This is a genomic window from Corynebacterium sp. H78 (assembly GCF_037572275.1).
Lineage (GTDB): Bacteria > Actinomycetota > Actinomycetes > Mycobacteriales > Mycobacteriaceae > Corynebacterium.
This window is the reverse complement of record NZ_JBBHKX010000002.1, coordinates 1,051,339-1,076,021: the sequence shown is the minus strand read 5'-3', so window position 1 is coordinate 1,076,021 and position 24,683 is coordinate 1,051,339. Positions and strand designations below refer to the sequence as shown.

Sequence of the window (24,683 nt, the reverse complement as noted above, 5' to 3'; positions counted from 1 at the left end):
CAAGTCTGCGCAGGTTCGCACACATGTTTAGGCTATCTGAACAGGAAAAATAACGGCATTCCTAAACGTTTGTTCGAAGGCTAAGGTAAGCCAGAAAATGAAAAAGGCGACCTGCATGAGAGGCAGGTCGCCAAAGTTGTGCACCCCGGTGGGCGCGCACGAGTTGTTGAAGCGTTAGTGGTTAGCGGCCACCACGGTAGCCACCACCGCCACCGCCACCTGGGCCACGACCGCCACCGCCGCCACCCTCGAGTCCACGGGTGAATGCGACGATATGGTTTTCGGAGCCAGCAATCAGGTGCTCGTACATTGCCACAAGTTCGGTTTCGCCTGCTGCAGCAGCACGATCCTTCATTGCAGTGAGGTCGATAATGTCTTGTTTTTCAAGGTCGACAGCAGCCTGGAAGGCCTGCTTCTTGCTGATCTTTCCCTGGAGCAGCCATGCATCGTACATTGCCTGAACTTCTGGGAACTGGTACTTGCCAGGTTCTCCGTAGTAGTTCGAACCGTCAAGACCACGTGCATCGATCTGCGCCTTGATGGCATCCATGTGGCCCTGTTCGCCACGATTTGGAATGTTCTCGAACTGGTTGGTGCCTGGGTACAGCTTGTTGAACTCCAAGTAAAGGTCACGAGCCATGCGCTCTTCGTCCAGCGCGACTAGCAAATCCTTGTCGACTTCGCTGAGCTGGTCGTTCTCGCCTGGAAGTTCAGGTGCAGGAATCTCAATGCCTGGAGATTCTGGAAGCTGTGGGGATGGGAAGCCTGGGGAATCCACGGAAGGGCTGCCCAGTGAGCCACCAAATGCAAGCAGGGCTGCGAGGCCACTGGCAATGAGTGAGTTACTCATAGCTACTCCTAGTAAAATGGCAGGTCGCAGGTTTGCAGATTCAATACTCTGCAGACGGACCAGCGACCCGGCATAACCAAATATACCGCCAGGGGCATAGGCATGTCTAGATAGGCCTATAGCAGTATCGTGAAAAATCTATAAGTTTTCACTGAGGGAGATAACGCTGTTGAACTGGTGATTATGCAATTGGTATTCATCGTTGACCGCTCACCGGCCCCGTCACACGTTAAAATACTTCGCCTCGGGATGGTAAAGAACGAAGGCATCAGTCGACTGCTCGGGATGCAACTGGAGCTCCTCTGAAAGCTCTACCCCGATGCGCTCAGGCTGCAAAAGATCGATCATGCCCTTGCGGAACTCCAGGTCTGGGCAGGAACCGTAACCGAAGGAATACCGTGCACCGCGATACTTCAGATTGAAGAAGTCTTGCGTGTCATCCGAGTCGTCGCGAGCTGCTGTTGTGCCGTCTGTGAACGCGAGTTCAGAGCGCACGCGCTGGTGCCAATACTCCGCTAGGGCCTCTGTGAGCTGGACGCCAATTCCATGGACTTCCAGGTAGTCCCGGTATTCATTCTTCGCGTAGATATCATTTGCGAAATCCGCGATTGGCTGACCCATCGTGACCAACTGGAATGGCAGTACGTCCACTTTCCCCTCGTGAATTGCAGTCTCCTTCGAGCGAATGAAGTCCGCGATGCACAGGAAACGGCCACGCTGCTGGCGTGGGAACTCCCAGGTCACGACAGGCTCGGCATGCGGATCTGGCTCTTCGCCGGCCGCTGGTAGTGGCAAAACGTGAACCTTGTCTCCTTCGCTGATAGCTGGGAAATAGCCATAGACGACCGCAGCGTGCTGCAGGATGTTTTCGGCACGCAGACGCTGGAGCCAAGCTCGGAAACGCGGACGGCCCTCTGACTCGACGAGCTCCTCGTACGACGGGCCGTCGTCGCCACGCGTGCCACGCAAACCCCACTGGCCCATGAAAAGAGCGCGTTCATCGAGGCACGTCAAATAATCGTTGATTGGAATTCCCTTGACGATGCGCGTACCCCAGAACGGTGGCTTTGCGACGGGCACGTCTACAGCAACATCCGAACGTGCGGGTACTTCTGGCGCGTTGGCAGCTGCTTCCGCCGCGCGCTTAGCGGCGATACGCTTTGAGCGCTCATTACGGGCGCGTCGCTTTTCCTTCTTCTCTGCTGCAGCGATAGCTTCGGGAGACGTCGGGTCAAGGCCTTCTCCCCTCTTTTCTGCCATGAGCGCGTCCATGATGCGAAGTCCCTCGAAAGCGTCACGACCGTAGAAGACATCGCCTTGGTAGATTTCCGAAAGATCGTTCTCGACATACGTGCGCGTCAGAGCCGCACCACCGAGGAGAACCGGGAAGCGCTGGGCATCGCCCGTGGAATTCAACTCTTCGAGGTTCTCCTTCATGATAACGGTCGACTTCACCAGCAGCCCGGACATGCCGATCGCATCAACGTCATGGTCTTTCGCTGCCGATAGGATCGATGACACCGACTGCTTAATGCCCAGGTTATGCACGGTGTAACCGTTGTTGGACAAGATGATTTCGACCAGGTTCTTGCCGATGTCGTGGACGTCGCCCTTTACCGTCGCAAGGACGATGGATCCCTTCGAACCGGTTGCATCTTCGGCATCCATGAAGCCTTCGAGGTAGCCCACCGCAGCCTTCATAGTCTCGGCGGATTGCAGTACGAATGGCAGCTGCATTTGCCCCGAACCAAACAAGTCGCCGACAGTTTGCATACCGCGGAGAAGATCCTCATTCACGATCGCGAGGGGTTCCTTTTCCTTCATCGCGAGGTCCAGGTCCTCTTCGATGCCGGTGCGCTCGCCATCAATGATGCGCTGGGCAAGTCGGTCCAACAAAGGCAGTGCTGCGAGTTTTTCGGCGCGCGCATCCTTCGCGTCTGCTGCCGACACGCCTTCAAATAGTTCCATGAAGGTCTGCAGCGGATCGTATTCACCATCTGGGTGGGACGCGTCACGACGACGGTCATAGACCATGTCGAGCGCCACCTCGCGCTGGCGCTCGTCGATACGGTTCATCGGCAAGATCTTCGAGCTGTGAGCAATCGCCGAATCCAGGCCGGCGTTAATGCACTCATTAAGGAAGACGGAGTTCAACACCTGCCGGGCGGCAGGATTCAGCCCGAAAGAAATATTCGACAAGCCCAGGGTGGTGTGAATTTCTGGGTGGCGATCCTTCAACTCTCGGATCGCGTTGATGGTTTCGATGCCGTCGCGACGCGTTTCTTCCTGGCCGGTAGAGATTGGGAAGGTCAAGCAGTCAACGATGATGTCTTGCTTGCGTAGCCCCCAGGTGCCGGTGATATCTGCGATGAGGCGTTCGGCAATCTCCACCTTCTTATCGGCGGTTCTCGCCTGCCCCTCTTCGTCGATGACAAGCGCGACGACGGCTGCACCATGCTCGACGACGAGCTCCATGATGCGCTGGTAACGAGAATCTGGGCCATCGCCGTCTTCAAAGTTGACTGAGTTGACTGCGCAACGGCCACCGAGATGTTCCAGGCCAACCCTCAGGACATCTGGCTCAGTGGAATCCAACATGACTGGCAGCGTCACTTGCGTGGCGATCTGCGACGCTAACGTCGCCATGTCTTCGCGTCCATCGCGGCCAACATAGTCCACACAGAGATCCACCAGATGTGCACCATCGGTGACCTGGCTACGCCCAGTGTTGAGGCACTTTTCCCAGTCGCCAGCGAGCATTGCTTCGCGGAATGCTTTCGATCCGTTGGCGTTGGTGCGTTCACCGATCATGGTGATGCCGGTGTCCTGCGTAAGTGGCATCGGAGCGTACAGCGAGGAAACTTCGTCGATCGCAGGTGCGTCGGCAGCTTCACGCTCACGTACCGCGCGAACAGCTGCACCCTCGCTCTCCCATGCGCCACGTCCGAGAACTGCATCTCGGACAGCGGAGATGTGCTCCGGAGTCGTACCACAGCAGCCGCCGACCATGGATAGCCCGTAGTCTTCAATGAAGCCACGCAGTGCGGTGCCCAACTCGTCCGGCTGGAGTGGATATGTCGCACCGTTCTTCCCAAGTACAGGCAATCCTGCGTTGGGCATGACGGAAACAGGGATCGACGCATTCGTAGAGAGATAACGGAGATGCTCGCTCATCTCGTCTGGGCCGGTGGCACAATTCAGTCCGATCATGTCAATGCCGAGTGGCTGCAAAGTAGCAAGTGCAGCACCGATTTCAGAGCCCATGAGCATCGTTCCAGTTGTCTCTACTGTGACGTGCACGATGATCGGAATTCGCTTTTCCAGCTGGCGCATCGCTGCCTTGACACCGTTGACAGCGGCCTTGACCTGAAGCAGGTCCTGGCACGTCTCGATGAGGAAGGCATCGGCACCACCATCGAGCATCCCGAGTCCAGCTTCGGTATACGCGTCGCGAAGTGAAGCGTACGGTGCATGGCCAAGCGAAGGCAGCTTGGTGCCCGGCCCAAGTGACCCCAGCACGAAGCGTGGAGTGCCGTCCTCCGAAGGACCCATCTCGTCGGCTACCTTGCGAGCAATCGCGGTGCCCTTCTCCGCTAACTCACGAATACGATCTGCAATGTCATAGTCTGCGAGGTTAGGCAGGTTGCAGCCGAAAGTATTGGTCTCAACGAGGTCAGCCCCCGCTTCGAAATAGCGACGATGAATCAGCTCGAGAATATCCGGGCGCGTGTCGTTCAGGATCTCGTTGCACCCTTCCAGGCCAAAGAAATCTTTCTCGACATCCAGGTCAAACGACTGCAGCTGAGTGCCCATGGCCCCGTCGCCGATTAATACTCGGTTACGAAGGGCATCAAGGAATGGGGATGTCAGCTCTGTAGTCATAAGTAGACACCTTAGTCTACTTTTTTGAAATCCCTACTTTGAGCCCACTTAGACACGAAGAAAGGGCACCCGGAAAATCCGAATGCCCAGGGATACGTGCCTTTTCCCGGCGTCTTACTCGCCGTCGCTACTCGCCCTCGAAAGTCTCGATGCTGAAGAAATCAGTCGGAACTTCGTCGGAGTCGACCCCCGCAGTCTCGATAGCGACTGCGAAAATCCTCGACAACTCGTCGTACTCTTCGATGTCAAGGACAGCCTCTTCGTTCGCCTCATTAATCGAACGGAGCTTTTCGACGGTCGCCCGCACAGCATCATCAACGAGACCGATCTTCGCTTCCTCGTCTGCATTGACGACTTCGTTGTCGAGGCGAGATACGAAACCAATCAGGGTGTTTCGCACCTCATCGGCGACGTCGGTGGGAAACGGCTGTTCCCAATGGGTGCGTTCGTTGTCACGCAAGTAAGAACCTTCAGCGAAGCTTCGCAGGTCCTCGGTGAACTCATCGATGGCTGGCGTTAGTCGTTCACGAATCTTTGACTGCTCTGTGCCGGTCATACCTCGATTGTGGCAGGACTGGCAAAAACGTGCAGGACGGGGTGTCTACAAGGCGATGCCCAATAGGGCGTCAACTGCAGAACTGACGATTACGCCTGCCGGAGTGATCTCCCCCGAATCGACAGTGGCGGTGTCTGCGGTGTCGTCGTCAAGTCCGGTGACAAACAGCACCGAATCAGCCCATGCAGAAATCGCGGCGAGTGCAGCAGGCGTATCCAAGTCGTTAGCCAGCGCAGAGCGTACTAACTGAACCGTTCGCGTCGCTGCCTCCGTAGCTTGTGCGACGCGAGCGGCCCGTCGCCACCGCTGCACAGTCTTCTCGGCGGTGGCGAGAACCTGCTCAGACCAATCGCGATCCGTGCGGTAATGGCTGGCGTAGACACCCAGTCGGATAGCCGACGGATCAGCACCAGCAGCAACCAGCTTTGACACGAACACCAAGTTGCCGAGGGACTTCGACATCTTGACGCCATCCAAAGCAATCATGCCCGCATGGACGTAATGGTTAGCCATGCGCTCACAACCTGATGCTGCCTCCGCGTGTGCAGCCGAAAACTCGTGGTGTGGAAAAGCGAGGTCGCTGCCACCACCCTGAATGTCGAAGGCATACGTCGCGTCGCTCTCCCGTGAGTCTGCAAGGCGATTCATGGCGATCGCCGAACACTCGATATGCCAACCCGGTCGGCCTGCTCCAAATGGTGCGTCCCACGACGGCTCACCATCGCGCGCAGCACGCCACAGTAGTGCGTCCAAAGGATCCTGCTTGCCTGCGCGATCCGGGTCTCCGCCACGCTCGGCGAAGAACTCTGCCATCTGTGCCTCTGAGTAGTTCGATTCATAACCGAAGTTCTCCGTAGCGTTACGACGGAAGTAGATGTCCCGGTACTCGTCGTCAAGCTGATACGCAGCACCGAGATCAAGCAAACGCTGAACCATGTCGACTACTTCGTCGACAGATTCCATGGCACCGATGTAATCGCGGGGCGGGATGACGGACAGATTCTTCATATCCGACCGGAAGAGATCGATCTGGGAAGCACCAAGCTCGCGCCAATCAACACCGTCGCGCTCAGCGCGCTCGAAAAGGGGGTCATCGACGTCCGTGATGTTCTGGACGTAATGAACCGTGTGCCCATTGTCGAGGAGCACACGGTGAATGAGATCGAAAGTCAGGTAGGTAGCGGCGTGGCCCAAATGGGTGGCGTCGTACGGCGTAATGCCGCAGACATACATTTTCGCCTCCCGCCCCGCTTTTACAGGCTTGATCCGCTGATCCGCAGTGTCATACAAATTCAGCGGAATCGGGGTTAACGAAGGTGCAACGTCAGCAATACGGGAGACTTTAGGCTCAGGCCACGAATACATGTTGACAAGACTACATCGGCTGCATGACTCCGAAGAGAAGCAGACCCATCACGATGATGCCAACTGGGATGCGGTAAGCAGCAAACCACGCGAAAGAGTGGTTTGACACGAACTTCAACAACCACGCGATAGCGGCGTAACCCACTACGAAGGCAATGACCGTACCCACCAGAAGCTGGGCTGCCGACGCCGCCTGTCCTGAGGATGGAGCAAATGCGTCAGGCAATGAAAAGATGCCGGACGCCAACACCGCTGGAATTGCCAACAAGAACGAAAAGCGAGTTGCGACTTCACGATCCAAATTCAAGAACAAACCTGCTGAGATTGTGCCACCCGAACGGGACACTCCAGGAATCAACGCCAAGCACTGGGCGAAGCCCATGACGAGGGCATCCTTCATCGTCAACTCGTCGAAGCTGCGCTTGTGCTTGCCCACCTTCTCCGCCCAAATGAAGACGAAGCTGAACAAGACCAGCACCGATGCGGTGATCCACAGATTACGGAGGTTATCGCGGATGAGGTCCTTACCGACAAAGCCCAACACAGCAATGGGGATGGTGCCAGCAATGACCATCCATCCCATGCGGTAATCGAAATCCCGAGCGTCTTTGTTAAACAAGCCACGGAACCACGCGGTCAGGATGCGCCAGATGTCCTTGGCAAAGTACACCAACACAGCAAGCTCAGTACCTAGCTGGATCACAGCGGTAAACGACGCACCAGCGTCTTTACCCCACAATAACTCCGACACGATGCGGAGGTGTCCCGAGGAGCTGACTGGCAAGAACTCGGTAAGTCCTTGGACGATGGACAGGACAATGGTCTGCGCCCAGGTGACTCCACCTGCGTCGCCAGCCACTGCATCCGTCGCGGTCTGCGACGCTGAGGCAAGCATGCTGATATCTGTCATGACGAGAAACCTTACTCGCAATTCCTTGTTGTGCCCGTACCTGACGCTCCACCTATTACAGTGGCACTGTGCGTAGACGACTTCTCGGCGCAAGTGGATTGCGCGTTTCTGCATTGGGTATTGGTACCGCTACCTGGGGCGCGGGCACGTCAAAAGACGAAGCCACCGCAATTCTCAACGAATTCGTCGATGCAGGAGGCACTCTCGTCGACGCAACCCCCGTGCATGGCGCCAACCCCCTCAGTAACGCAGTACCTGAAATGCTCGGCGCGATCCTGCGACGTCGTGGCTTGCGTGAAGATGTCATCATCTCAGCGGCATCGGGTGTCGATGCAACTCAACCCGTTGGACGCCGAGTCGATTGTTCGCGCCGGGCACTCATTCAGGATTTGGACCGCACGCTATCGAGGTTGAACGTCGACCACATTGATGTGTGGTCTCCCGGCTACTGGGATGCCTCAACCCCACCTGAAGAAGTCACTGACACGTTGGAATATGCGGTTCGGTCCGGGCGTGTTCGCTATGTCGGTGTTCGTGGCTACAACGGATGGCAGGTCGCAGTAACCCATGCGTCGTCAGACAGGATTCGTCCAGTGATGGCGCAGCATGAGTACAGCTTGCTGCAGCGACGACCAGAACAGGAGATTCTGCCTGCGTGTGAGCATTTAGGGCTCGGTTTCATTGCAGGTGCTCCCCTCGCTCAGGGTGTATTGACCGGCAAGTACCGGACGAGCATCCCTGAGAACTCCCGAGGTGCATCCGAGCACGCCGATGCCGAGGTTCAGGACTACCTGGATACTCACGGCGTAACGGTTGTTGGGGCATTGTGCACGGCGGCGGAAGGCCTTGGTGTTACCCCGTTTGCAGCCGCGCTCGCGTGGACCCGCGATCGTCCGGGGGTGACATCTGTGTTGATGGGTGCGCGCACCCCGGCTCAACTGCGGGAACTGTTAAAGGCGGAGGATGTTGCATTGCCTCGCGCTATCTGCGATGCGCTTGACGATGTTTCCCTCTAAGGCACTGCGTCACTCGATGGCTAGCTCCAGCCGTGGTCAGTGGTAGCGTCGTGAGTTGTGAGCAGTATCAAACGACATCTCTTGGCCAGTAGCCTCGCGTTGGCTCTCCCCCTCGCTGCATGTGGCGGTGCTTCCGAAGCGGAGGGAGACGTTTCCGAAGGTATGGGAAACGCAACTCCTATTCCCGCAGTAAAGGAGCAGGAAAACGATCTCCCTGGTGAAGTTGTGGCACTTCCCAACGATGTCACGGGTGCGGTTGTCGTAGCTGACAACGTGTTGCTGCGTGCGGGCGGCGAGGTGCTGTCGGGCACCGTCGATAAGCCGAATAAGAGCAGTTCGAAGGTGGATTCCTCCTGTGGTGAGTTAGCGCCCGCGCATGATGTGGCGGTGCTTCCATGTGGCGATGGCATCCATGTGATTGCCGCGGATAGTACGGATACGGCTGTTATTGGTCGTGGCACTGCATATTCGTCCGCTGTGGGACTGAAGGATGGTCGCATTCTTGGGCACCGCGCGGACTCCGACCGCATTGATGTTTACGGAGCCAATGGTGAGTTGTCGGAGGACTTCGCAGCGTCGCGTCATGGTTCTCAGCTGATCGAGGTACCAAAGGCTAAGGCTGGCGAAGGCGCGAACGACGACAAGGTCATGCTGCTGGAGATCAACCGACCTGAGACGTCGATTCACGAGATCGTGCTCAGCGATTCTCGCTCTGGCAATGGATTGCGCGCCGGCATCGGCGTGGGTCCTGCCGTTGCTGCCGACGACGGCACTGTCGCAGCTGTCGACACCAAGGGCAACCAACTGCTGATTTACACCGCAACTGATGTCGTCCGTCTGCACCAAGCTTCTCCGGTGCCGGATGGCCCGTGGGGCGTCGCAATCGATGAAGAACGCGATCTCGTATGGGTCTCCTCCACCGTCGATGGTGTACTCACCGCGTGGGATATTTCCTCGGGTACCGCGGTAAAGGTCGCGAAGATTCCGACTGTCGCAGATCCTCAGGGGCTCGTTGCGCTTTCCGACGGCTCTATTGTGGCCTACTCTGCTTCTGGGGCAGGTGCACATGTGTTAGACAAGGCTGCCATCGACGATGAGATCGATAAGCAAAAGTCTGACGCTGACGCGGATGCGAAGCTCAAGGAGCTCCGTAAGCCAGAGCATCGATTGCCTACCGGAGAAAAGAACTAAATACCTTTACCCAAGGAGCACAGCTATGGTCCACCCAGCACGCGCAGCGGCATATAGCCTGGCGTTGAAGGCAATGTTCAAGCTTGATCCAGAACGAATCCATGTTCTGATGAACGATGCACTTGCACAGTTGCAGAAGTCGCCAAAGCTGCAGCGTGCGGTGGGGCGACTGCTCATCGTCGATGATTCGGTATTGAGGCAGACCGTTTTTGGAGTCGACTTTCCTCGCCCAATGGGCTTGGCAGCTGGTTTCGATAAGGCGGCTACGGCATCGGATTGTTGGGCACCGATCGGCTTTGGTTATGCCGAATTAGGAACCGTCACGGGTGAGCCCCAGCCTGGTAACCCAGCCCCACGCTTGTTCCGGTTGAAAGCGGATCGCGCGATCTTGAATCGGATGGGCTTCAACAATCCTGGGTGTGAAGCTGTTGCGAAGAATTTGAAGGCTCGCCGGAGTGAGGATGTCATTGGCATCAACATCGGCAAAACCAAAGTCGTTGAGCTAGAACATGCTGTCGAAGATTACCGCAAATCCGCGCGTACTTTGGGTGAGTTGGCGGATTACGTTGTCGTGAATGTGTCGTCTCCGAATACACCAGGGCTACGAGAATTGCAGGCAGTGGATTCACTTCGCCCAATTCTTGCTGCCGTGCAGGAAGAGACGGAGACACCAGTTCTGGTGAAAATTGCCCCAGATTTGGCGGATGAGGATGTCATCGCCGTCGCAGACCTCGCCCTTGAGCTGGGCTTGGCTGGCATCGTTGCCACCAATACGACGATCTCGCGTGAGGGGCTTTCCACTCCTCAGGACGAAGTCGAAGCTATGGGACCCGGTGGAGTGTCGGGCGCTCCCGTCGCAAAGCGTTCGCTGGAAGTATTGAAGCTGTTGCGCGGGCATGCCGGTGACAAGCTCGTGATCATCAGTGTTGGTGGCATTGAGACCGCGGAACAAGCGTGGGAGCGTATTACAGCTGGCGCTACCCTGCTGCAGGGCTACACGCCGCTTATTTATGGTGGCCCGGATTGGATCCGCGACATTCACCTTGGGTTGGCGCAGCAGGTTCGCGCTCATGGTTTGCAGTCGATTGCTGATGCCGTGGGCACGAACCTGGAGTGGCGCGCTAGATAGCTGCTAGTTCACCTAGCCCTTGTTCTCCCACCACGGAGTGATGATTGCACGCGCAATCGAGTGGAAGTACAGGTTAAACCCAAGCACCGTCGGTGTTGCGTCCTCTGGAACATCGAGCTTTTCGACGTCCACCGCATGCACCGCGTACATGTAGCGGTGAGGGGCATGTTGTGCCGGTGGATTAGCTCCGTAATGGCCACGAACGCCGGAGTCGCCCACGAGCTGAATAGTGCCCTCTGGGAGGTCGGTGCTGCCTTCGGTGCCTGCGCCCTGTGCGATTCCCTGGGCATCAGCAGGGATGTTGAATACGGCCCAGTGCCAGAAGCCTGCAGCTGTTGGAGCATCCGGGTCGTAGCACGTAATTGCAATGGACTTGGTGCCCTCAGGCAGGCCTGCCCAATTGAGTTCAGGGGAAACGCTCTCTGGCGCACGGAACTTGTCGTCGAGTGGTTGTCCGTCGACGATGTCTGGCGAGGACAGCTCGAACGAAGGAAGGTCCTTCAATGGAGCGTACGGATCTGGTCCGGGAAAATTGGTTGGTGTCTGTGCAGTAGTCATGCTTCCAGTGTGCCCAGTCTCGGGTGGCTCCGCTAGGAGTTTCGCCGGAATCAGATTCAGTCACGTGTCACGGTGAATGTCAACGATGGTATTTACTTCGACATATTGTGCCGTGACCTGCAGATTTGTGTTCTTATCGAAATCTGGGGTACATTATCCGAGGTCAGCACGAAGGGGCTCGATAGAGTTCCGTGCTTGTCACCTGTCCGGGTGGCGGAATGGCAGACGCGCTAGCTTGAGGTGCTAGTGCCCTATTAACGGGCGTGGGGGTTCAAGTCCCCCTCCGGACACAAAGAGAGAAACCGAGTCGCTTAGCGGCTCGGTTTTTGTATTGCGGGAATTACTGCAGAAACTACTGCAGATCCGAGGTCAGGCGGAACACACTATCGAGGTAGCGCTGAGTCCAGGGCCGTTTGTTCCACTGTTCTTTGGTCAGCTGTGTGGAAGCATCGTGATACTCCTCAGCGATTGTGATGAGCTCGTCGACGATAGGTCCCTTCATGGTCAACAACGTGATCTCGTAGTTCAGGCCGAACGAGCGCATGTCCAAGTTGGACGAGCCAAACACCGCCGCATCCGAATCCACAACCATGAACTTGGAATGCAACACAGTAGGCGCTGGATAGCGATAAATCTGTACACCGGCGTTCAACAGCTCGTGATAGTACGATTGCTGCGCATGGCCCACCATGAACTGGTCGGCTTTTTCGTTGACATACAGTTGCACGTCAACACCGGCATACGAAGCCGACGTCAAGGCCATCAACATGGACTCGTCGGGAATGAAATACGGACTCACCACGAGAAGACGCTCGCGCGCCGAGTAAATGAGGTCGTTGAATACTCGGAGGTTTGGTTCGGTCGTATAGCCAGGACCAGAAGGTAACACCTGCACCACGTTGTCCTGCTCAGTCGCAGCCAGTTCTGCTGGAACCCGAGGCAGCTGCTGAGGTTCAGGTGCGGTATGAACTTCACTGGACCAGTCGACAGCGAATACGGCGTCAAGCGCGAAGACGACTTCCCCGGTGAGCTCGATCCAGGTATCTATCCACTCGCGACCGATCGTATGGTTCTTGCGACGCTGATATGGAGGCTCGATGGCATTCATCGACCCCATGAAGGCAATCTCGCCGTCCACTGTGACGATTTTGCGGTGATTGCGCAGGTCAAAACGGCGCCAGGATAATTGCACGATAGAGACTGGCAACATGGGGTGCCACGGAACCCCGGACTTTTTAAAGCGCTTCTTCAACCGGTAATAGCCGGGGTACTTCCAGGACCCAATCGGATCCACCAACACCTTCACCGTGACTCCCCGCCAGTGTGCGCGCTCGATCGCGGCGACAAAAGGTTCTGTGCGGTCATCGAGGGCGAAGATGTACATCTGCACGTGAACAGTCCGCTGTGCAGCATCGATGACGTCGATCATGCGATTCAGCGATTCGTCGAAATCCGTGTAGATGCCATGACTCACTGCCGACACTGCAGGAATGCCCGTGAGCTTTCGGGCAAGTCTGACAGTTGAGATCACTTCACTGCTTGGATCAATGTGCGCAGGCGCATCCGGCAAATGCTTCGTACGTTCCACGATGAGCTTGTTAGCCTGTGCCTGAATACGGTGCCGTCGTCCAGTGATTTGAGCTGAACCAAACAAAAGAAACAATGGAAAACCGACAAACGGGAAAAGCAGAATGACCAGCAACCACGCGGTTGACGTGGACGGTTTTCGGTTCTCTGGTACCCAGCCCAGAGAAATAAAAATAATGGTGTAGTTGGCTACCAGCAGAGCGATCTGCCCCCAACCAAAAGACGCAGCAGCATCGAGTACTGTGCGCACCATTTCTTCCATGAGTATTGAGTCTACTGTTTTCAGTACTTCCCGTAAGCATTGACCATTTTCAGGGATTACCAGGGGAACCACTACTCTTAATCTCGTGAGCATGCTTGATCCCACTGAACTTGCTATCTGCCTTAAAGTCCTTGAGCAAGGCGGGCAGCTACCTGTCGACGACCCCGATTCAATAACCCTCCAACGGGCTGTTGGACGGCTGTTCAAGGAGGTCAAGCGATCCCGACGTAAAGAAGCACGACGCGCCCGTATCGAAGCCGATCGTGCCGTCATTTCGGCTACAGCAACCGGCTCCCCTGCCCGCATCGATGACGAAACCCTGGGACTCGATATCACTCGTGCGAAAGCTGCCATCGATTCTGGTCACGGTAACGAGTACGGAACGCCGAACTTGCAGTCACGTGACCTGCCCGCCGATGGTGGCCAGGAATTCGACCCCGCGAAGCATGCAGGCCGTCTAGTCAGGTCGCAGAATTGCTACATCTGCAAGCGGCCTTTCACGCTCGTCGACAAGTTCCACCATCAGCTATGCCCTGATTGCGTCAATGAAAACAACATGTGGCGCGATGCACGGTGTGATTTGCGGGGCCGTCGCGCTCTCCTCACCGGTGGACGGGCGAAGATTGGAATGCACATTGCCCTGCGTTTGCTTCGCGACGGCGCACATCTGACCATCACCACTCGTTTCCCTAAAGACGCTGTGCGCAGGTTCGCAGCCCACGACGATTCGCCGGAGTGGCTGCACCGTCTCAAAGTTATCGGCGTGGATCTGCGCGACCCCGCCCAAGTCATCCGTCTTGCGGACACCGTTGCCGCAGATGGGCCGCTAGACATTCTGATCAACAATGCGGCACAGACCGTGAAGCGATCAGCTGGCGCATATTCAGGTCTGGTTGACGCTGAGTCTGCTCCCCTGGCTCCAGAACTGGAGGAAGCAATGAGCGACGGTACTGGTGCGCAGTGGATTAGCCTCGGAGCGACGATGCAGCTACATCCGAATCAGCTCGTGGCTAGCGTCAATAATGATGAAAAGGCAGCGAATGCTGCCGATGCGCTCGTTGCTGCTGCACTCACCGGCGGTTCTGCCTCCTTAGAGAGAGTTGCTCAGGGCACCGCAGTTGATGCTGGCGGACTTATTCCCGATCTAGTCGCTCATAATTCTTGGGTGGCAACCGTCGGCAATGTCGATCCCGTGGAACTGCTCGAAGTGCAGTTGTGCAACTCAGTTGCGCCATTCATCCTGGTGAACCGGCTCCGACCAGCGATGGAAGCATCCACCTTCGCTAACAAGTACATTGTCAACGTTTCGGCTATGGAAGGCGTGTTTGGTCGCGGTTATAAGGGGCCAGGCCATCCGCACACGAATATGGCTAAGGCCGCTCTCAATATGTTGACGCGGACATCGGCAGGTGAGCTCAAAGAGCACGGAATCTTTGCGACGGCGGTCGACACCGGTTGGATCACCGATGAACGTCCACACGTGACAAAACAACGACTCGCCCAGGAAGGCTTCCACGCGCCATTGGACCTTATAGATGGAGCAGCCCGCGTCTACCATCCCATCGTTGCTGGTGAACGAGGAACGCTATACGCGGGCGTTTTCTTGAAGGACTATCAGCCGAGTTCGTGGTAGGACGTGTCAAACGCCTTCATGATGCGCTCTGCTCCGAGTGTCGGAGTGATTTGTCCGTGACGGATTTGATCCTCTACAAGCGCACGAACTTCTGTCACGCCTTCATTGGTATTCAGGCGCTGTAACAGCGTTTCGTGAACCATCGACCACATCCAACCGATCTGCTGGCTCGCTCGATGGGTATCAAACATTCCAGCTTCGACCATCGCATCGCGATGCTCTTCGATCGCTTCCCAGAACTTCTCGATGCCGTCGCCTTCCAAGGCTGACATTGTCAGCACTGGTGGAGTCCACACGGCATCCTTTGGGCGCACCATTCGCATAGCGGTAGCCAAATCGCGTGCAGCCCGCTTGGCTGGACGCAGATTCGCACCATCTGCCTTGTTGATGGAAATGACATCTGCCATTTCCAGCACACCTTTCTTGATGCCCTGCAACTGGTCGCCAGCTCCCGCCAGCGCCAGGAATGCAAAACAATCAACCATTTGGGCTACTGCGACTTCTGATTGACCAACGCCAACGGTTTCGACGATCACGACATCGTAACCAGCCGCTTCCAATACGACAATTGCCTCACGCGTTGCCTTGGCAACACCGCCAAGGGTGCCCGCGCTTGGCGACGGTCGAATGAAGGCATCATCCTGCGCGGATAGCTTCGCCATCCGCGTTTTGTCACCCAGGATTGAGCCACCCGACTTGGTTGAGGATGGGTCAATCGCGACTACGGCAACGCGATGACCCTTCTCAATCAAGTGCATGCCGAGAGTCTCGATAGTCGTTGACTTACCGACTCCAGGAACACCCGTGAGACCCACTCGCAAAGCATTTCCGGAAAACGGAATGAGCTTCACCAGTAACTCTTGAGCCAACACTTTGTGGGCAGGCGCTGTGGACTCTAACAGCGTGATCGCTTGCGCCAACTTCGTGCGGTTACCCGAACGGACGCCGTCAAAGAGATCATCGATATCGATGCGACGACGAGCGCGCATCACCTTTTCAGGTGCTACTGCCGTCGTTCCGTCAATGACGGTGCCACCAGTGGTAACTAGTGTTCCTAGAATTTCTTCGAGATACTCGGTCATTACACTCTCGCCTTCAAAGACTGACGGACTTAGGACTCTTCATCGACAGAAACGTCGATGCCGAGGTCAGCGCTCAGCTTCTCCAACATGTCGATAGCAGCGTCGGCGATGACGGTACCCGGTGGGTAAATTGCTGCAGCGCCGTCGTCGTAAAGCTCCTGGAAATCTCCTGGAGGAATAACGCCACCAACAACAATCATGATGTCTTCGCGACCCAGCTTGGCCAGCTCTTCGCGCAGTGCAGGCACCAGAGTCAGGTGACCAGCAGCGAGCGAAGAAACACCGACGACGTGAACGTCGGCATCGACTGCAGACTTCGCAGCCTCTTCTGGAGTCTGGAACAGAGGTCCCACGTCGACGTCCATGCCCAGGTCAGCGTAGGCAGAAGCAATAACCTTCTGACCACGGTCGTGACCGTCCTGGCCCATCTTCGCCAGGAAGATACGCGGACGACGACCTTCCTCTTCAGCGAACTTGTCAGCCATGGCCATTGCCTTGGAGACGTTAGACACAGCACCCTCCTTGCCGACTTCCTCCTTGTAGACGCCGGACAGAGTACGAATCTCTGCCTGGTGACGGCCGAAGACCTCTTCCATCGCGTCGGAGATTTCGCCGATGGATGCCATTGCACGAGCACAGTCGACAGCCAGCTTCAGAAGGTTCTTGTCCAGGTCGCCTGGCTCGCCAGGGTTACGGCAAGCATCAGTCAGAGCGGCCAGAGCCTTCTGAACTTCCTCTTCGTTACGTTCAGCGCGCAAGCGCTCGAGCTTCTCGTTCTGTTCCTGGCGAACGCGAGTGTTCTCAACCTTGAGAACCTCAATCTCGGAGTCTTCCTCGACCTGGTACTTATTAACACCGATAAGTGCCTGACGGCCGGAGTCAATTCGTGCCTGGGTACGAGCAGCAGCCTCTTCAATACGCAGCTTAGGAATGCCCTCGATGGTTGCCTGAGCCATGCCGCCGGCTTCTTCAACCTCTTCGATGTGAGCGCGAGCCCGCTTCACGAGCTCGTTAGTCAGCCACTCGATGTAGTACGAACCAGCCCATGGGTCAACAGGGCGAACCGTGTTGGACTCCTGCTGCAGGAGCAGCTGGGTGTTACGTGCAATACGAGCCGAGAAGTCAGTTGGCAGTGCCAGAGCTTCGTCCAGAGCGTTGGTGTGCAGCGACTGGGTGTGACCCTGGGTAGCGGCCATTGCTTCAACACAGGTACGGGCAACGTTGTTGTACACGTCCTGAGCGGTCAGCGACCAACCCGACGTCTGCGAGTGGGTACGCAGCGAACGGGACTTAGGGTTCTTCGGATCGAAGTTGTTCACCAACTCAGCCCAGAGAATTCGACCAGCGCGCAGCTTCGCGATCTCGGTGAAGGTGTTCATCGAAATGCCCCAGAAGAAGGACAAACGAGGAGCAAACTTATCGATGTCCAAGCCCGCATCCATACCAGCGCGGATGTACTCGACACCGTCGGCAAGCGTGTAAGCAAGCTCGAGGTCAGCCGTCGCGCCAGCTTCCTGGATGTGGTAGCCGGAGATCGAAATCGAGTTGAACTTCGGCATCTTCATTGAGGTGAACTCGAAGATCGACGAAATGATTCGCATCGATGGCTTTGGTGGATAAATGTAGGTGTTACGGACCATGAACTCCTTGAGGATGTCGTTCTGGACCGTACCGCGCAGTTCCTCAGTAGGAACGCCCTGCTCTTCTGCAGCCACGATGTACATAGCCATGACTGGCAGAATGGCGCCGTTCATGGTCATGGACACAGACACGCCGCCGAGGTCGATGCCCTCGAACAGCTGGCGCATGTCGTAGATCGAGTCAATAGCAACGCCGGCCATGCCGACGTCACCGGTAACACGGGGGTTGTCAGAGTCGTAGCCACGGTGGGTAGCCAAGTCGAAAGCGACCGAGAGGCCCTTCTGACCAGCCGCGAGGTTACGACGGTAGAACGCATTCGACTCTGCCGCGGTGGAGAAACCAGCGTACTGACGAATCGTCCAAGGCTGGTTCGTGTACATGGTTGGGTATGGGCCACGCATGAATGGAGCGATACCTGGGAAGGAATCCACTGGATGTCCTTCAGCGGCAGCTGCTTCACGATCAGCACGGTTGTACACGCGCTTGAGGTCAATACCTTCAGGAATGGTCCACGAGTCGTTGGAGACATCTGCCGAACCAGGAGCGACTACACCAGTAGCTCCGGCTTCGTCAGAGGTACGTGGCACATCCGCAAAATTTGGGATGGAGGTCATCTTTTACTTCACGCTCCCAGTGCGTCCAGCAGTCGCGAAAGTTCCGCGACGGCATCGATGTTCATGGTCAAGAAGCCGTCAGGGCGTGCATCGCCTTCGGCTTCTGCGAAAATCTTCTCTGGGCCAGCGAGGAGTACTTCCTTAGCACCAGCAGCGCGAGCAGCCTCCACTGCCGCAGAGCCAGATGCTGCGTACTCGCCGTCAGCACCACAGAGAATAACGATTGGAGCAGCCTGAGCTGCCTCCGCGAAAGCATCCTCGCCTGGTACAACCTGACCAGGGTTGATGGTCTCGATGCCACCGGAAGCCATGAGGTTGGTGGTGAAACCAGTACGGATGTTGTGCTTAGCAAGCGGACCCAGTGGCAGCAGTGCTACCTTCGGGCGCTCGCCGTTAGCTGCCAAGAAATCATCGGAGCGGTTACGCAGTGCTTCGAAATCCGAAGCCCAACGACGAATTGGCTCAGCCGCTGGACGAGCAGCTGGAGACAACGGAGCCTCGAGCAAGTTAGGGAACTCGTTGATTGCGGTGACCTTGGTGCGACGGTGGGCGATGTCAGCACGACGCTGCTCCCATGCTTCGTCGATAGCTTCGCGGATAGTTGGCTCTGCCTTGACGAAACCGTCTGCAGACTCAACGCCCTGGAAGATCTCCCAAGCGCGGTTGCCCATCTCAGAGGTGAGCTCTTCTACGTAGTACGAACCGCCGGCTGGGTCAGCAACATAACCCAGGTGCGACTCTTCGAGAAGCAGCAGGTTGGTGTTGCGAGCAATACGGGTCTTGAACGTGTGGGTAACGCCTGGCTGACCACCAACAACGGCGTAGTCGAACGGAAGAACTTCGACCGAGCTTGCGCCGCCGACACCAGCTGCGAAGGATGCAACGGTGCAACGAAGCATGTTTACCCATGGGTCACGCTGCGAGAACATGACTGGAGCAGTAACCATGTGCATCGGTGCTGCACCAGCTTCAGGTGCACCCAGAACCTCTGCGACGCGAGCCCACAGGGCACGTGCAGCGCGGATCTTTGCGATGGTGTTGAACTGGTCGTCAGTAGCCGTGAAGCGGAATGCGATCTGGCCAAGGGCTTCAGCTGGTGTCAGACCAGCATCAACGAGAGCACGTAGGTACGTCACACCGACGGACAGTGCGTAGCCAATCTCCTGAGTATCGGTTGCACCCAGGTTCGAGAACACTACTGCATCAACCAGGAACGCGCGGACGTTACCTGGGCGACGGGCTGCTGCTACAGCTAGCTCTACTGCCTTGTCCATGTCAACGCTGTCAATGCCAGCGAAAGTACAGGTCAAAGGAGCTGCGGACAGGGTGATGTCGATGCTGTCAGGGTTTGAAACCTCAGCCTTGTCGACGAACTCGTAGAGAGCTTCAGCGACCTCAGGTAGGTCAGCCCCCGCTTCCAAGTAGAGCGGTGCGAGATCTGGGTACACACCGTCGAAGACAGTGGCTAGATCAGCAGCGGTCAAATTGTCACGGAAGTCGATGCGAACATCGGTAGTGCCATTTGCGAGTGCAGACAGCAGCGCTTCGTTGATGTTCTTCGCCGAGAAATCGTTTGCAGCGGTGGCATCGCCACGGCCGAACGTTTCCATAACTCCCCAACCAGCACGGTCGGTTTCGCGGAGCTGTGCGCCACGAACGAATGGGAACTCTGCTGGAGCTGGTGCCTCAGCGAGATCGTCGGCACGCGTGTACAGCGGACGAACATCTACTCCGTCGTACGTGGTTTTGATGAGCTTCTTCCAGACATCCGTTGGGACATCTGCAATGTCTTTCTTCGATACACGGGCAAACACCTTGGCTACAGCTTCGTACCAAGAAGACTGGTTGCCTTCGAAGTCCGGCGGTAGTGGAGTCCCGGCGGCTTCGGGGGCCGTACGGTCAGTCACGACAGACCTTCTCCCTTGCTTTTGCGTTAGCGCTGTATCCCGTCATGCTTCACCACTTCCGCGCAATTAGGTGCGACAACGCGGTGGTGGCAATGGCACAAAAGGCCAGCGACCTCCAATGAATTGGACCGTATGTGCTTGCTTTACCGATAGAAACTGGCAAATGGGCACACTGGCCACTGCAACTATCCTAATTAACCCTCAGTTTCCAGGTTGGTTGACCCGGGGTTCGACACCCCCGAGTACGCAGGTCAGTCGTTTTCTGGTGTTCCGCAAGTAACCTCAAACGGGTGAAAGACAGCGAACAGTGGTCGCCGGATCGTGTCGCCGGACACGATTTACAGGGTTCTGTGAGGCAGCAGAAAACCGCTCCAGTAGGTCAGGAGAAGAGTCGCCCACATGCGATTTTTCGGCGTGTGATGCTCGTCATCTTGGCGTGTGCTGCAGTAGCTGTTGTCATCTTCATTGATGTGCCAGCCGTCTCGGATATTCGGCGCTGGTCAGATGAAACGGGTAACTGGTTCCCCATCGTCTTTTTTGCTGCCTACATCGGCCTCACTCAGTTTCCTATTCCCCGTACTGTCTTCACCTTGGCGGCTGGGCTTCTTTTCGGTCCGGCCTTGGGAATACTCATTGCAATCGTCGCAACGGGTGTATCGGCTGCCCTTTCGCTTAGTGTCGTTCGGTGGTTGGGGCGCGATTGGATTCGCGAGCATATCCGGCACCGACGCCTCTTAGAACTTGATTACCACCTTGAACAGCGCGGATGGCTAGCTGTGCTATCGCTGCGGATGATCGCGGGCGTCCCATTTTCAGTGCTTAACTATGCTTGCGCCTTATCATCGATCAGATTCTGGCCGTTCGCCCTGGCGACGGTCGTTGGCTCTGCGCCCGGCACCATCGCGGTGGTTTTGCTTGGCGACGCCCTCACCGAAGGCATGAACCCATGGCTAGTGGTAGTGACGGTGTTCTTTGTTCTCGTGGGAATTGCCGGATTAATTGTCGACTCGCGCATGCCAGTGGTCGAACGCGTCAAGGCTAACAACTAGACTGTCGAGTATGTATGCAGTGTTTGCTCGGTACCGTGGACGTTCGCGTCGTCGTGCAGATCATGTGCGCGCTTCTGCAGAAGCCTTGTCATCGCTGGAGAACGTCGGCGATGTTTCTGTTGTTGGTGTTGAGGAACTGCAGGCAATGCCTGAAACCGCAGTAGCAACGACAACGTTGGTTCTCGCACTATTGGCTGCAGGTGACTGGGCAATGGGCATTGGAGTCTGTCCCCGTGCAAAGACGGCAGACAGTGCGACTTCAGCAGCACAAAGTGTGCTAGGTAAAGGCGGACGCGCTGGAACTGTCAAGGTCCGAGTGCGTACTAATGACCCTGCAGGCAAGCCATTCGGTGATGACATCTCAGCGGCATTCACTCTGCTGCACCACGTTATTTCGCGACGATCCCCCGAAGGTCGTGAAGCAACCAGCCTCGTTCGCGCGGGCTGGACGCAGGTCGAAGTTGCGGAAGAGCTCGGTGTCTCGAAGCAGGCTATCAACCAGCGTCTGCAAGCTGCTGGTTGGCATGCGGAGGAAGCTGGTTGGTCTTTGGCCGTACACCTGCTGGAACGCGCAAACGAACTATAGGAACGCGGCATCAGTTGGCCGTCCTGCACCGGGTTTCGTCACCTCGGCGCCACTTTTGTGCTGTAGCGACTAGGACGATAGTTTTTCTCGTCCATGCTCCGACAGCCACCAGGAATTGTCTGGTCCTGCTGGAATAATCTGCGTCGGATTGATGTCGGCGTGCACGACGTAATAGTGCGCCTTGATCTGGTCGAAGTCGACTGTCTCTCCGAAGCCAGGCGTTTGGTACAGGTCGCGGGCATACGCGCCCAGGTGCTCCATCTCTGAGAGCTTGTTTCGATTGCACTTGAAGTGGCCGTGATAGACAGCGTCGAAGCGCACTAGAGTGGTGAACAGTCGAATATCTGCCTCGGTGATGGAGTTGCCCATCAGGTAGCGTCGTGAAGCCAAGCGTTCTTCGAGCCAATCCAATGCGGTAAAGAGTCGGTCGTATGCGGAGTTGTACGCATCCTGACTACCCGCGAATCCACAGCGGTACACCCCATTGTTGACCTCGGTAAAGATGCGCTGCATGACCGATTCCATCTCATCGCGCGTCTCTTCTGGCCACAAGTTTGGCGCACCCTCTTTGTGGTGTTCAGCCCATTCAAACGAGAACGCACGGGTGATGTAGTCGAAATCATTGGTGACTACTTCCCCGGTCTGCGTATCGACGATCGCAGGTACTGTAATCCCGCGCTCGTAGGACGGGAATCGTTTGAAGTAAGCCTCTTGCAATCGCTCAATGCCGAGTACTGGATCCTTGCCGCCGGGATCCAAGTCGAAAGTCCACGACCGAGGATCATGGATAGGGCCAGCAAGACCCAAGGAAATCACGGAATCAAGACCCAGTAGTTGTCGAATAATGATTGAACGGTGAGCCCACGGGCAGGCCTTGGCAGCAATAAGCCGATAGTGTCCCGGAACAACAGGGATGCTATCGGTTATGTACCGCATATCGCGAGTGAACTCGCGATCCTTCTCGACGTACGTGCCTGGCGTGGTGTGTGCTTTAGAAGTTGTGTCCATGCCAACAATGATAGTTGACATGTCCACAACGGGCAAGGGTTGCTACTACCAGCGATTCTCATCCTGAGGGGGTTGGAAAGGCTTAGATTGCTCGGCTGGCGCTTGCTGCGCGTGACGCGGCTGAACTGGCTGCGACTCCACTGGCTGTGCAGATGGTGCAGATGGTGCAGATGGTGCCGTTTGAGCTCCTGCTGCGTGTGCCCCGGCCTGAGGTGCTGCAGGTGGCTGGAATGGCGCCTGAGCTGGTAGTTCTGGCATATCCTCCAGTGATTCCTTGTCCTTTACGGACTTCCGCTTCGACTGGGCTTCAGCCATCGGGTCAGCTACTGGGCGATTAGCGACCTCGTTTGCCGCCGCCACGGCCTTTGCAATCTCAGGGTTGGTCGACATATCAAACCAATCGTCATCCTTGCCTTCCGCAACTTCACGGCGATCAGACTCGGACACAGCCGGTGGCTCGTAACGGAAAACGCCATCGGCATCCATCTTGCCGAATGCGCGGGCAAACGCCTCGAGGGAATCGCCGAACTGCGCTGGCACCATCCAGACAGTATTTCCGTCCTTGTTGGCAAGCTCTGGAAGCTTCTCCAAGTACTGCCAGGCAAGCAACTCTGGAGTCAGCTGGGAAGCCTTGACTGCAGCATTGACCTTCTGAATTGCACGCGCTTCGCCCTGCGCCTGCAAGTACTTAGCAGCTCGCTCACCTTCGGCGCGCAACATCGTCGCCTGGCGCTCAGCTTCAGCAGCCAAAATAGCAGCGTGCTTGTTACCTTCGGCGGCGAGAATCTGAGCCTGCTTGCGACCCTCAGCGGTCTTAATATCTGCCTCGCGAGTACCCTCTGCCGTCAGAATCATGGCGCGCTTTTCGCGGTCAGCCTTCATCTGCTTTTCCATCGACTGCTGAATAGATGGAGGTGGTTCAATTGCCTTCAGCTCGACGCGGGCAATGCGCAGACCCCACTTCGCAGTTGCCTCGTCCAACTCACCACGAAGACGGCGGTTGATGTAGTCACGCGACGTCAGCGTCTCTTCAAGAGTAAGACCACCGACGACGTCGCGAAGTGTGGCCGTTGTAATCTGCTCAATACCAAAAATGTAGTCGGCAATACCGTAAATGGCGCGCGCTGGATCGTTGACCTGGAATGTCACCACCGTGTCGATTGCGACCGTCAGGTTGTCCTCCGTGATCACAGCCTGTGGAGGGAACGTAACCATGCGTTCACGCGTATCTACCTTTTCACGAACCCTGTCGATGATGGGGATGACGAAGCTAATGCCACCGGACACTGTGCGGGTGTAGCGTCCGAGTCGTTCGATAACTGCAGCTTCACCCTGTGGAATCAGAACAATTGTCTTGGCTACGAGAACAATGAAGAGAACCAGAAACGCGATGATAACTATGGTAGGACCCACTGGTTCACACCTCCTTATCTACGACGGCGGTATTGCCGTCGATATTGATGACCGTGACACGCGTACCAGGATCGATAGTGATGCCCGGGTCAATGGGGCGGGCAGTCCACAAATCGCCCGACAGCCGGATCAATCCGGAGTCGGCTGTGATCTTTTCGACGACCATCGCCGATTTTCCTGGAAGTGACTTTGGCGAAGACTCGACCTCATGCGAATGGTCGTTTGCTGTCATCTTGCGACGCAAGACCGGGCGAACCGCGCCCATCAGACCTGCAGTGCTGACAACGAACACGATGATGTCAACCCATACCGGAGTATCGGCTAGGGAAACGCCAGCAGCTGCTAGCGCACCACCGCCCAACATGAGCATGGACAAATCGCCGACAAGAAGTTCAGCGAATACAAACAGCAAACTCAGTCCGAACCAAATTAATGAAGCCACGC

General features: G+C 56.5%; 18 protein-coding genes, 1 tRNA gene and 1 pseudogene. 7 read left to right on the top strand and 13 right to left on the bottom strand.

Going from position 1 to position 24,683, the window contains the following annotated elements:
• Positions 1-181: 181 nt before the first annotated feature.
• From WG934_RS05985 to WG934_RS05965, 5 genes are all read right to left on the bottom strand, one after another.
• A complete protein-coding gene (locus WG934_RS05985) occupies positions 182-850 on the bottom strand; it encodes a DUF2202 domain-containing protein (protein WP_339978522.1) in 669 nt (222 codons plus the stop codon).
• A 222-nt stretch (positions 851-1,072) separates the two neighbouring features.
• The gene (metH, locus tag WG934_RS05980; protein WP_339978520.1) at positions 1,073-4,732 is read right to left on the bottom strand and encodes a methionine synthase; all 3,660 of its coding nucleotides are present in this window, start codon (positions 4,730-4,732) and stop codon (positions 1,073-1,075) included.
• Between the two features lie 127 nt (positions 4,733-4,859).
• Positions 4,860-5,288 carry a hypothetical protein gene (locus WG934_RS05975; RefSeq protein ID WP_339978518.1) on the bottom strand — a complete coding sequence of 143 codons (429 nt, stop codon included), beginning with the start codon at positions 5,286-5,288 and terminating at the stop codon, positions 4,860-4,862.
• 45 nt (positions 5,289-5,333) lie between these two features.
• Positions 5,334-6,653, bottom strand: a complete 1,320-nt coding sequence (gene mshC, locus WG934_RS05970) for a cysteine--1-D-myo-inosityl 2-amino-2-deoxy-alpha-D-glucopyranoside ligase (protein ID WP_339989112.1) — start codon at positions 6,651-6,653, stop codon at positions 5,334-5,336.
• A 10-nt stretch (positions 6,654-6,663) separates the two neighbouring features.
• The gene (locus WG934_RS05965) at positions 6,664-7,563 is read right to left on the bottom strand and encodes an undecaprenyl-diphosphate phosphatase (protein ID WP_339989110.1); all 900 of its coding nucleotides are present in this window, start codon (positions 7,561-7,563) and stop codon (positions 6,664-6,666) included.
• 68 nt (positions 7,564-7,631) lie between these two features.
• Here WG934_RS05965 and WG934_RS05960 point away from each other — a divergent pair, with 68 nt between their 5' ends.
• From WG934_RS05960 to WG934_RS05950, 3 genes are read left to right on the top strand one after another with little or no spacing between them, the layout of a single operon-like run.
• On the top strand, positions 7,632-8,579 hold the full coding sequence (locus WG934_RS05960) for an aldo/keto reductase (protein WP_339978512.1): 948 nt from the start codon (positions 7,632-7,634) through the stop codon (positions 8,577-8,579).
• A 57-nt stretch (positions 8,580-8,636) separates the two neighbouring features.
• Positions 8,637-9,770: a YncE family protein gene (locus WG934_RS05955; protein WP_339978510.1), complete on the top strand. Its 1,134-nt coding sequence runs from the start codon at positions 8,637-8,639 to the stop codon at positions 9,768-9,770.
• A 25-nt stretch (positions 9,771-9,795) separates the two neighbouring features.
• On the top strand, positions 9,796-10,899 hold the full coding sequence (locus WG934_RS05950) for a quinone-dependent dihydroorotate dehydrogenase (RefSeq protein WP_339989108.1): 1,104 nt from the start codon (positions 9,796-9,798) through the stop codon (positions 10,897-10,899).
• Positions 10,900-10,911: 12 nt separating this feature from the next.
• Here the strand turns inward: WG934_RS05950 and WG934_RS05945 are convergent, their stop codons facing one another.
• Positions 10,912-11,457, bottom strand: coding sequence for a YbhB/YbcL family Raf kinase inhibitor-like protein (locus tag WG934_RS05945; RefSeq protein WP_339989107.1), 546 nt, complete (start codon positions 11,455-11,457; stop codon positions 10,912-10,914).
• Between the two features lie 204 nt (positions 11,458-11,661).
• Here WG934_RS05945 and WG934_RS05940 point away from each other — a divergent pair.
• A tRNA-Leu gene (locus WG934_RS05940) sits at positions 11,662-11,747 on the top strand.
• Positions 11,748-11,809: 62 nt separating this feature from the next.
• Here WG934_RS05940 and cls read toward each other — a convergent pair.
• Complete coding sequence (cls, locus tag WG934_RS05935) at positions 11,810-13,306, bottom strand: cardiolipin synthase (RefSeq protein WP_339989105.1); 1,497 nt, start codon at positions 13,304-13,306, stop codon at positions 11,810-11,812.
• 91 nt (positions 13,307-13,397) lie between these two features.
• Between cls and WG934_RS05930 the strand changes: the two genes are divergently transcribed.
• Positions 13,398-14,939, top strand: a complete 1,542-nt coding sequence (locus WG934_RS05930; RefSeq protein ID WP_339989261.1) for an SDR family NAD(P)-dependent oxidoreductase — start codon at positions 13,398-13,400, stop codon at positions 14,937-14,939.
• Here WG934_RS05930 and meaB read toward each other — a convergent pair.
• The 3 genes from meaB to WG934_RS05915 are packed head-to-tail and all read right to left on the bottom strand — an operon-like array spanning position 14,921 to position 20,183.
• The gene (gene meaB / locus WG934_RS05925; RefSeq protein ID WP_339989103.1) at positions 14,921-16,021 is read right to left on the bottom strand and encodes a methylmalonyl Co-A mutase-associated GTPase MeaB; all 1,101 of its coding nucleotides are present in this window, start codon (positions 16,019-16,021) and stop codon (positions 14,921-14,923) included. The two genes, WG934_RS05930 and meaB, sit on opposite strands and share 19 nt — an antisense overlap.
• Positions 16,022-16,050: 29 nt before the next feature.
• A complete protein-coding gene (gene scpA, locus WG934_RS05920) occupies positions 16,051-18,276 on the bottom strand; it encodes a methylmalonyl-CoA mutase (protein ID WP_339989102.1) in 2,226 nt (741 codons plus the stop codon).
• 8 nt (positions 18,277-18,284) lie between these two features.
• The gene (locus tag WG934_RS05915) at positions 18,285-20,183 is read right to left on the bottom strand and encodes a methylmalonyl-CoA mutase family protein (RefSeq protein WP_339978498.1); all 1,899 of its coding nucleotides are present in this window, start codon (positions 20,181-20,183) and stop codon (positions 18,285-18,287) included.
• Between the two features lie 290 nt (positions 20,184-20,473).
• On the opposite strand from WG934_RS05915, the gene WG934_RS05910 reads away from it, so the two are divergent.
• Positions 20,474-21,232: a TVP38/TMEM64 family protein gene (locus tag WG934_RS05910; protein ID WP_339989100.1), complete on the top strand. Its 759-nt coding sequence runs from the start codon at positions 20,474-20,476 to the stop codon at positions 21,230-21,232.
• Between the two features lie 10 nt (positions 21,233-21,242).
• The gene (locus WG934_RS05905) at positions 21,243-21,818 is read left to right on the top strand and encodes a helix-turn-helix transcriptional regulator (RefSeq protein ID WP_339989098.1); all 576 of its coding nucleotides are present in this window, start codon (positions 21,243-21,245) and stop codon (positions 21,816-21,818) included.
• A 78-nt stretch (positions 21,819-21,896) separates the two neighbouring features.
• Here the strand turns inward: WG934_RS05905 and WG934_RS05900 are convergent.
• The 3 genes and pseudogenes from WG934_RS05900 to WG934_RS05890 form a co-directional block, all read right to left on the bottom strand.
• Positions 21,897-22,826, bottom strand: a pseudogene (locus WG934_RS05900) (glutathione S-transferase family protein); the annotation flags it as partial.
• 45 nt (positions 22,827-22,871) lie between these two features.
• A complete protein-coding gene (locus WG934_RS05895; RefSeq protein ID WP_339989096.1) occupies positions 22,872-24,239 on the bottom strand; it encodes an SPFH domain-containing protein in 1,368 nt (455 codons plus the stop codon).
• Between the two features lie 4 nt (positions 24,240-24,243).
• Positions 24,244-24,681: an NfeD family protein gene (locus tag WG934_RS05890; RefSeq protein ID WP_339978488.1), complete on the bottom strand. Its 438-nt coding sequence runs from the start codon at positions 24,679-24,681 to the stop codon at positions 24,244-24,246.
• Positions 24,682-24,683: the final 2 nt, after the last annotated feature.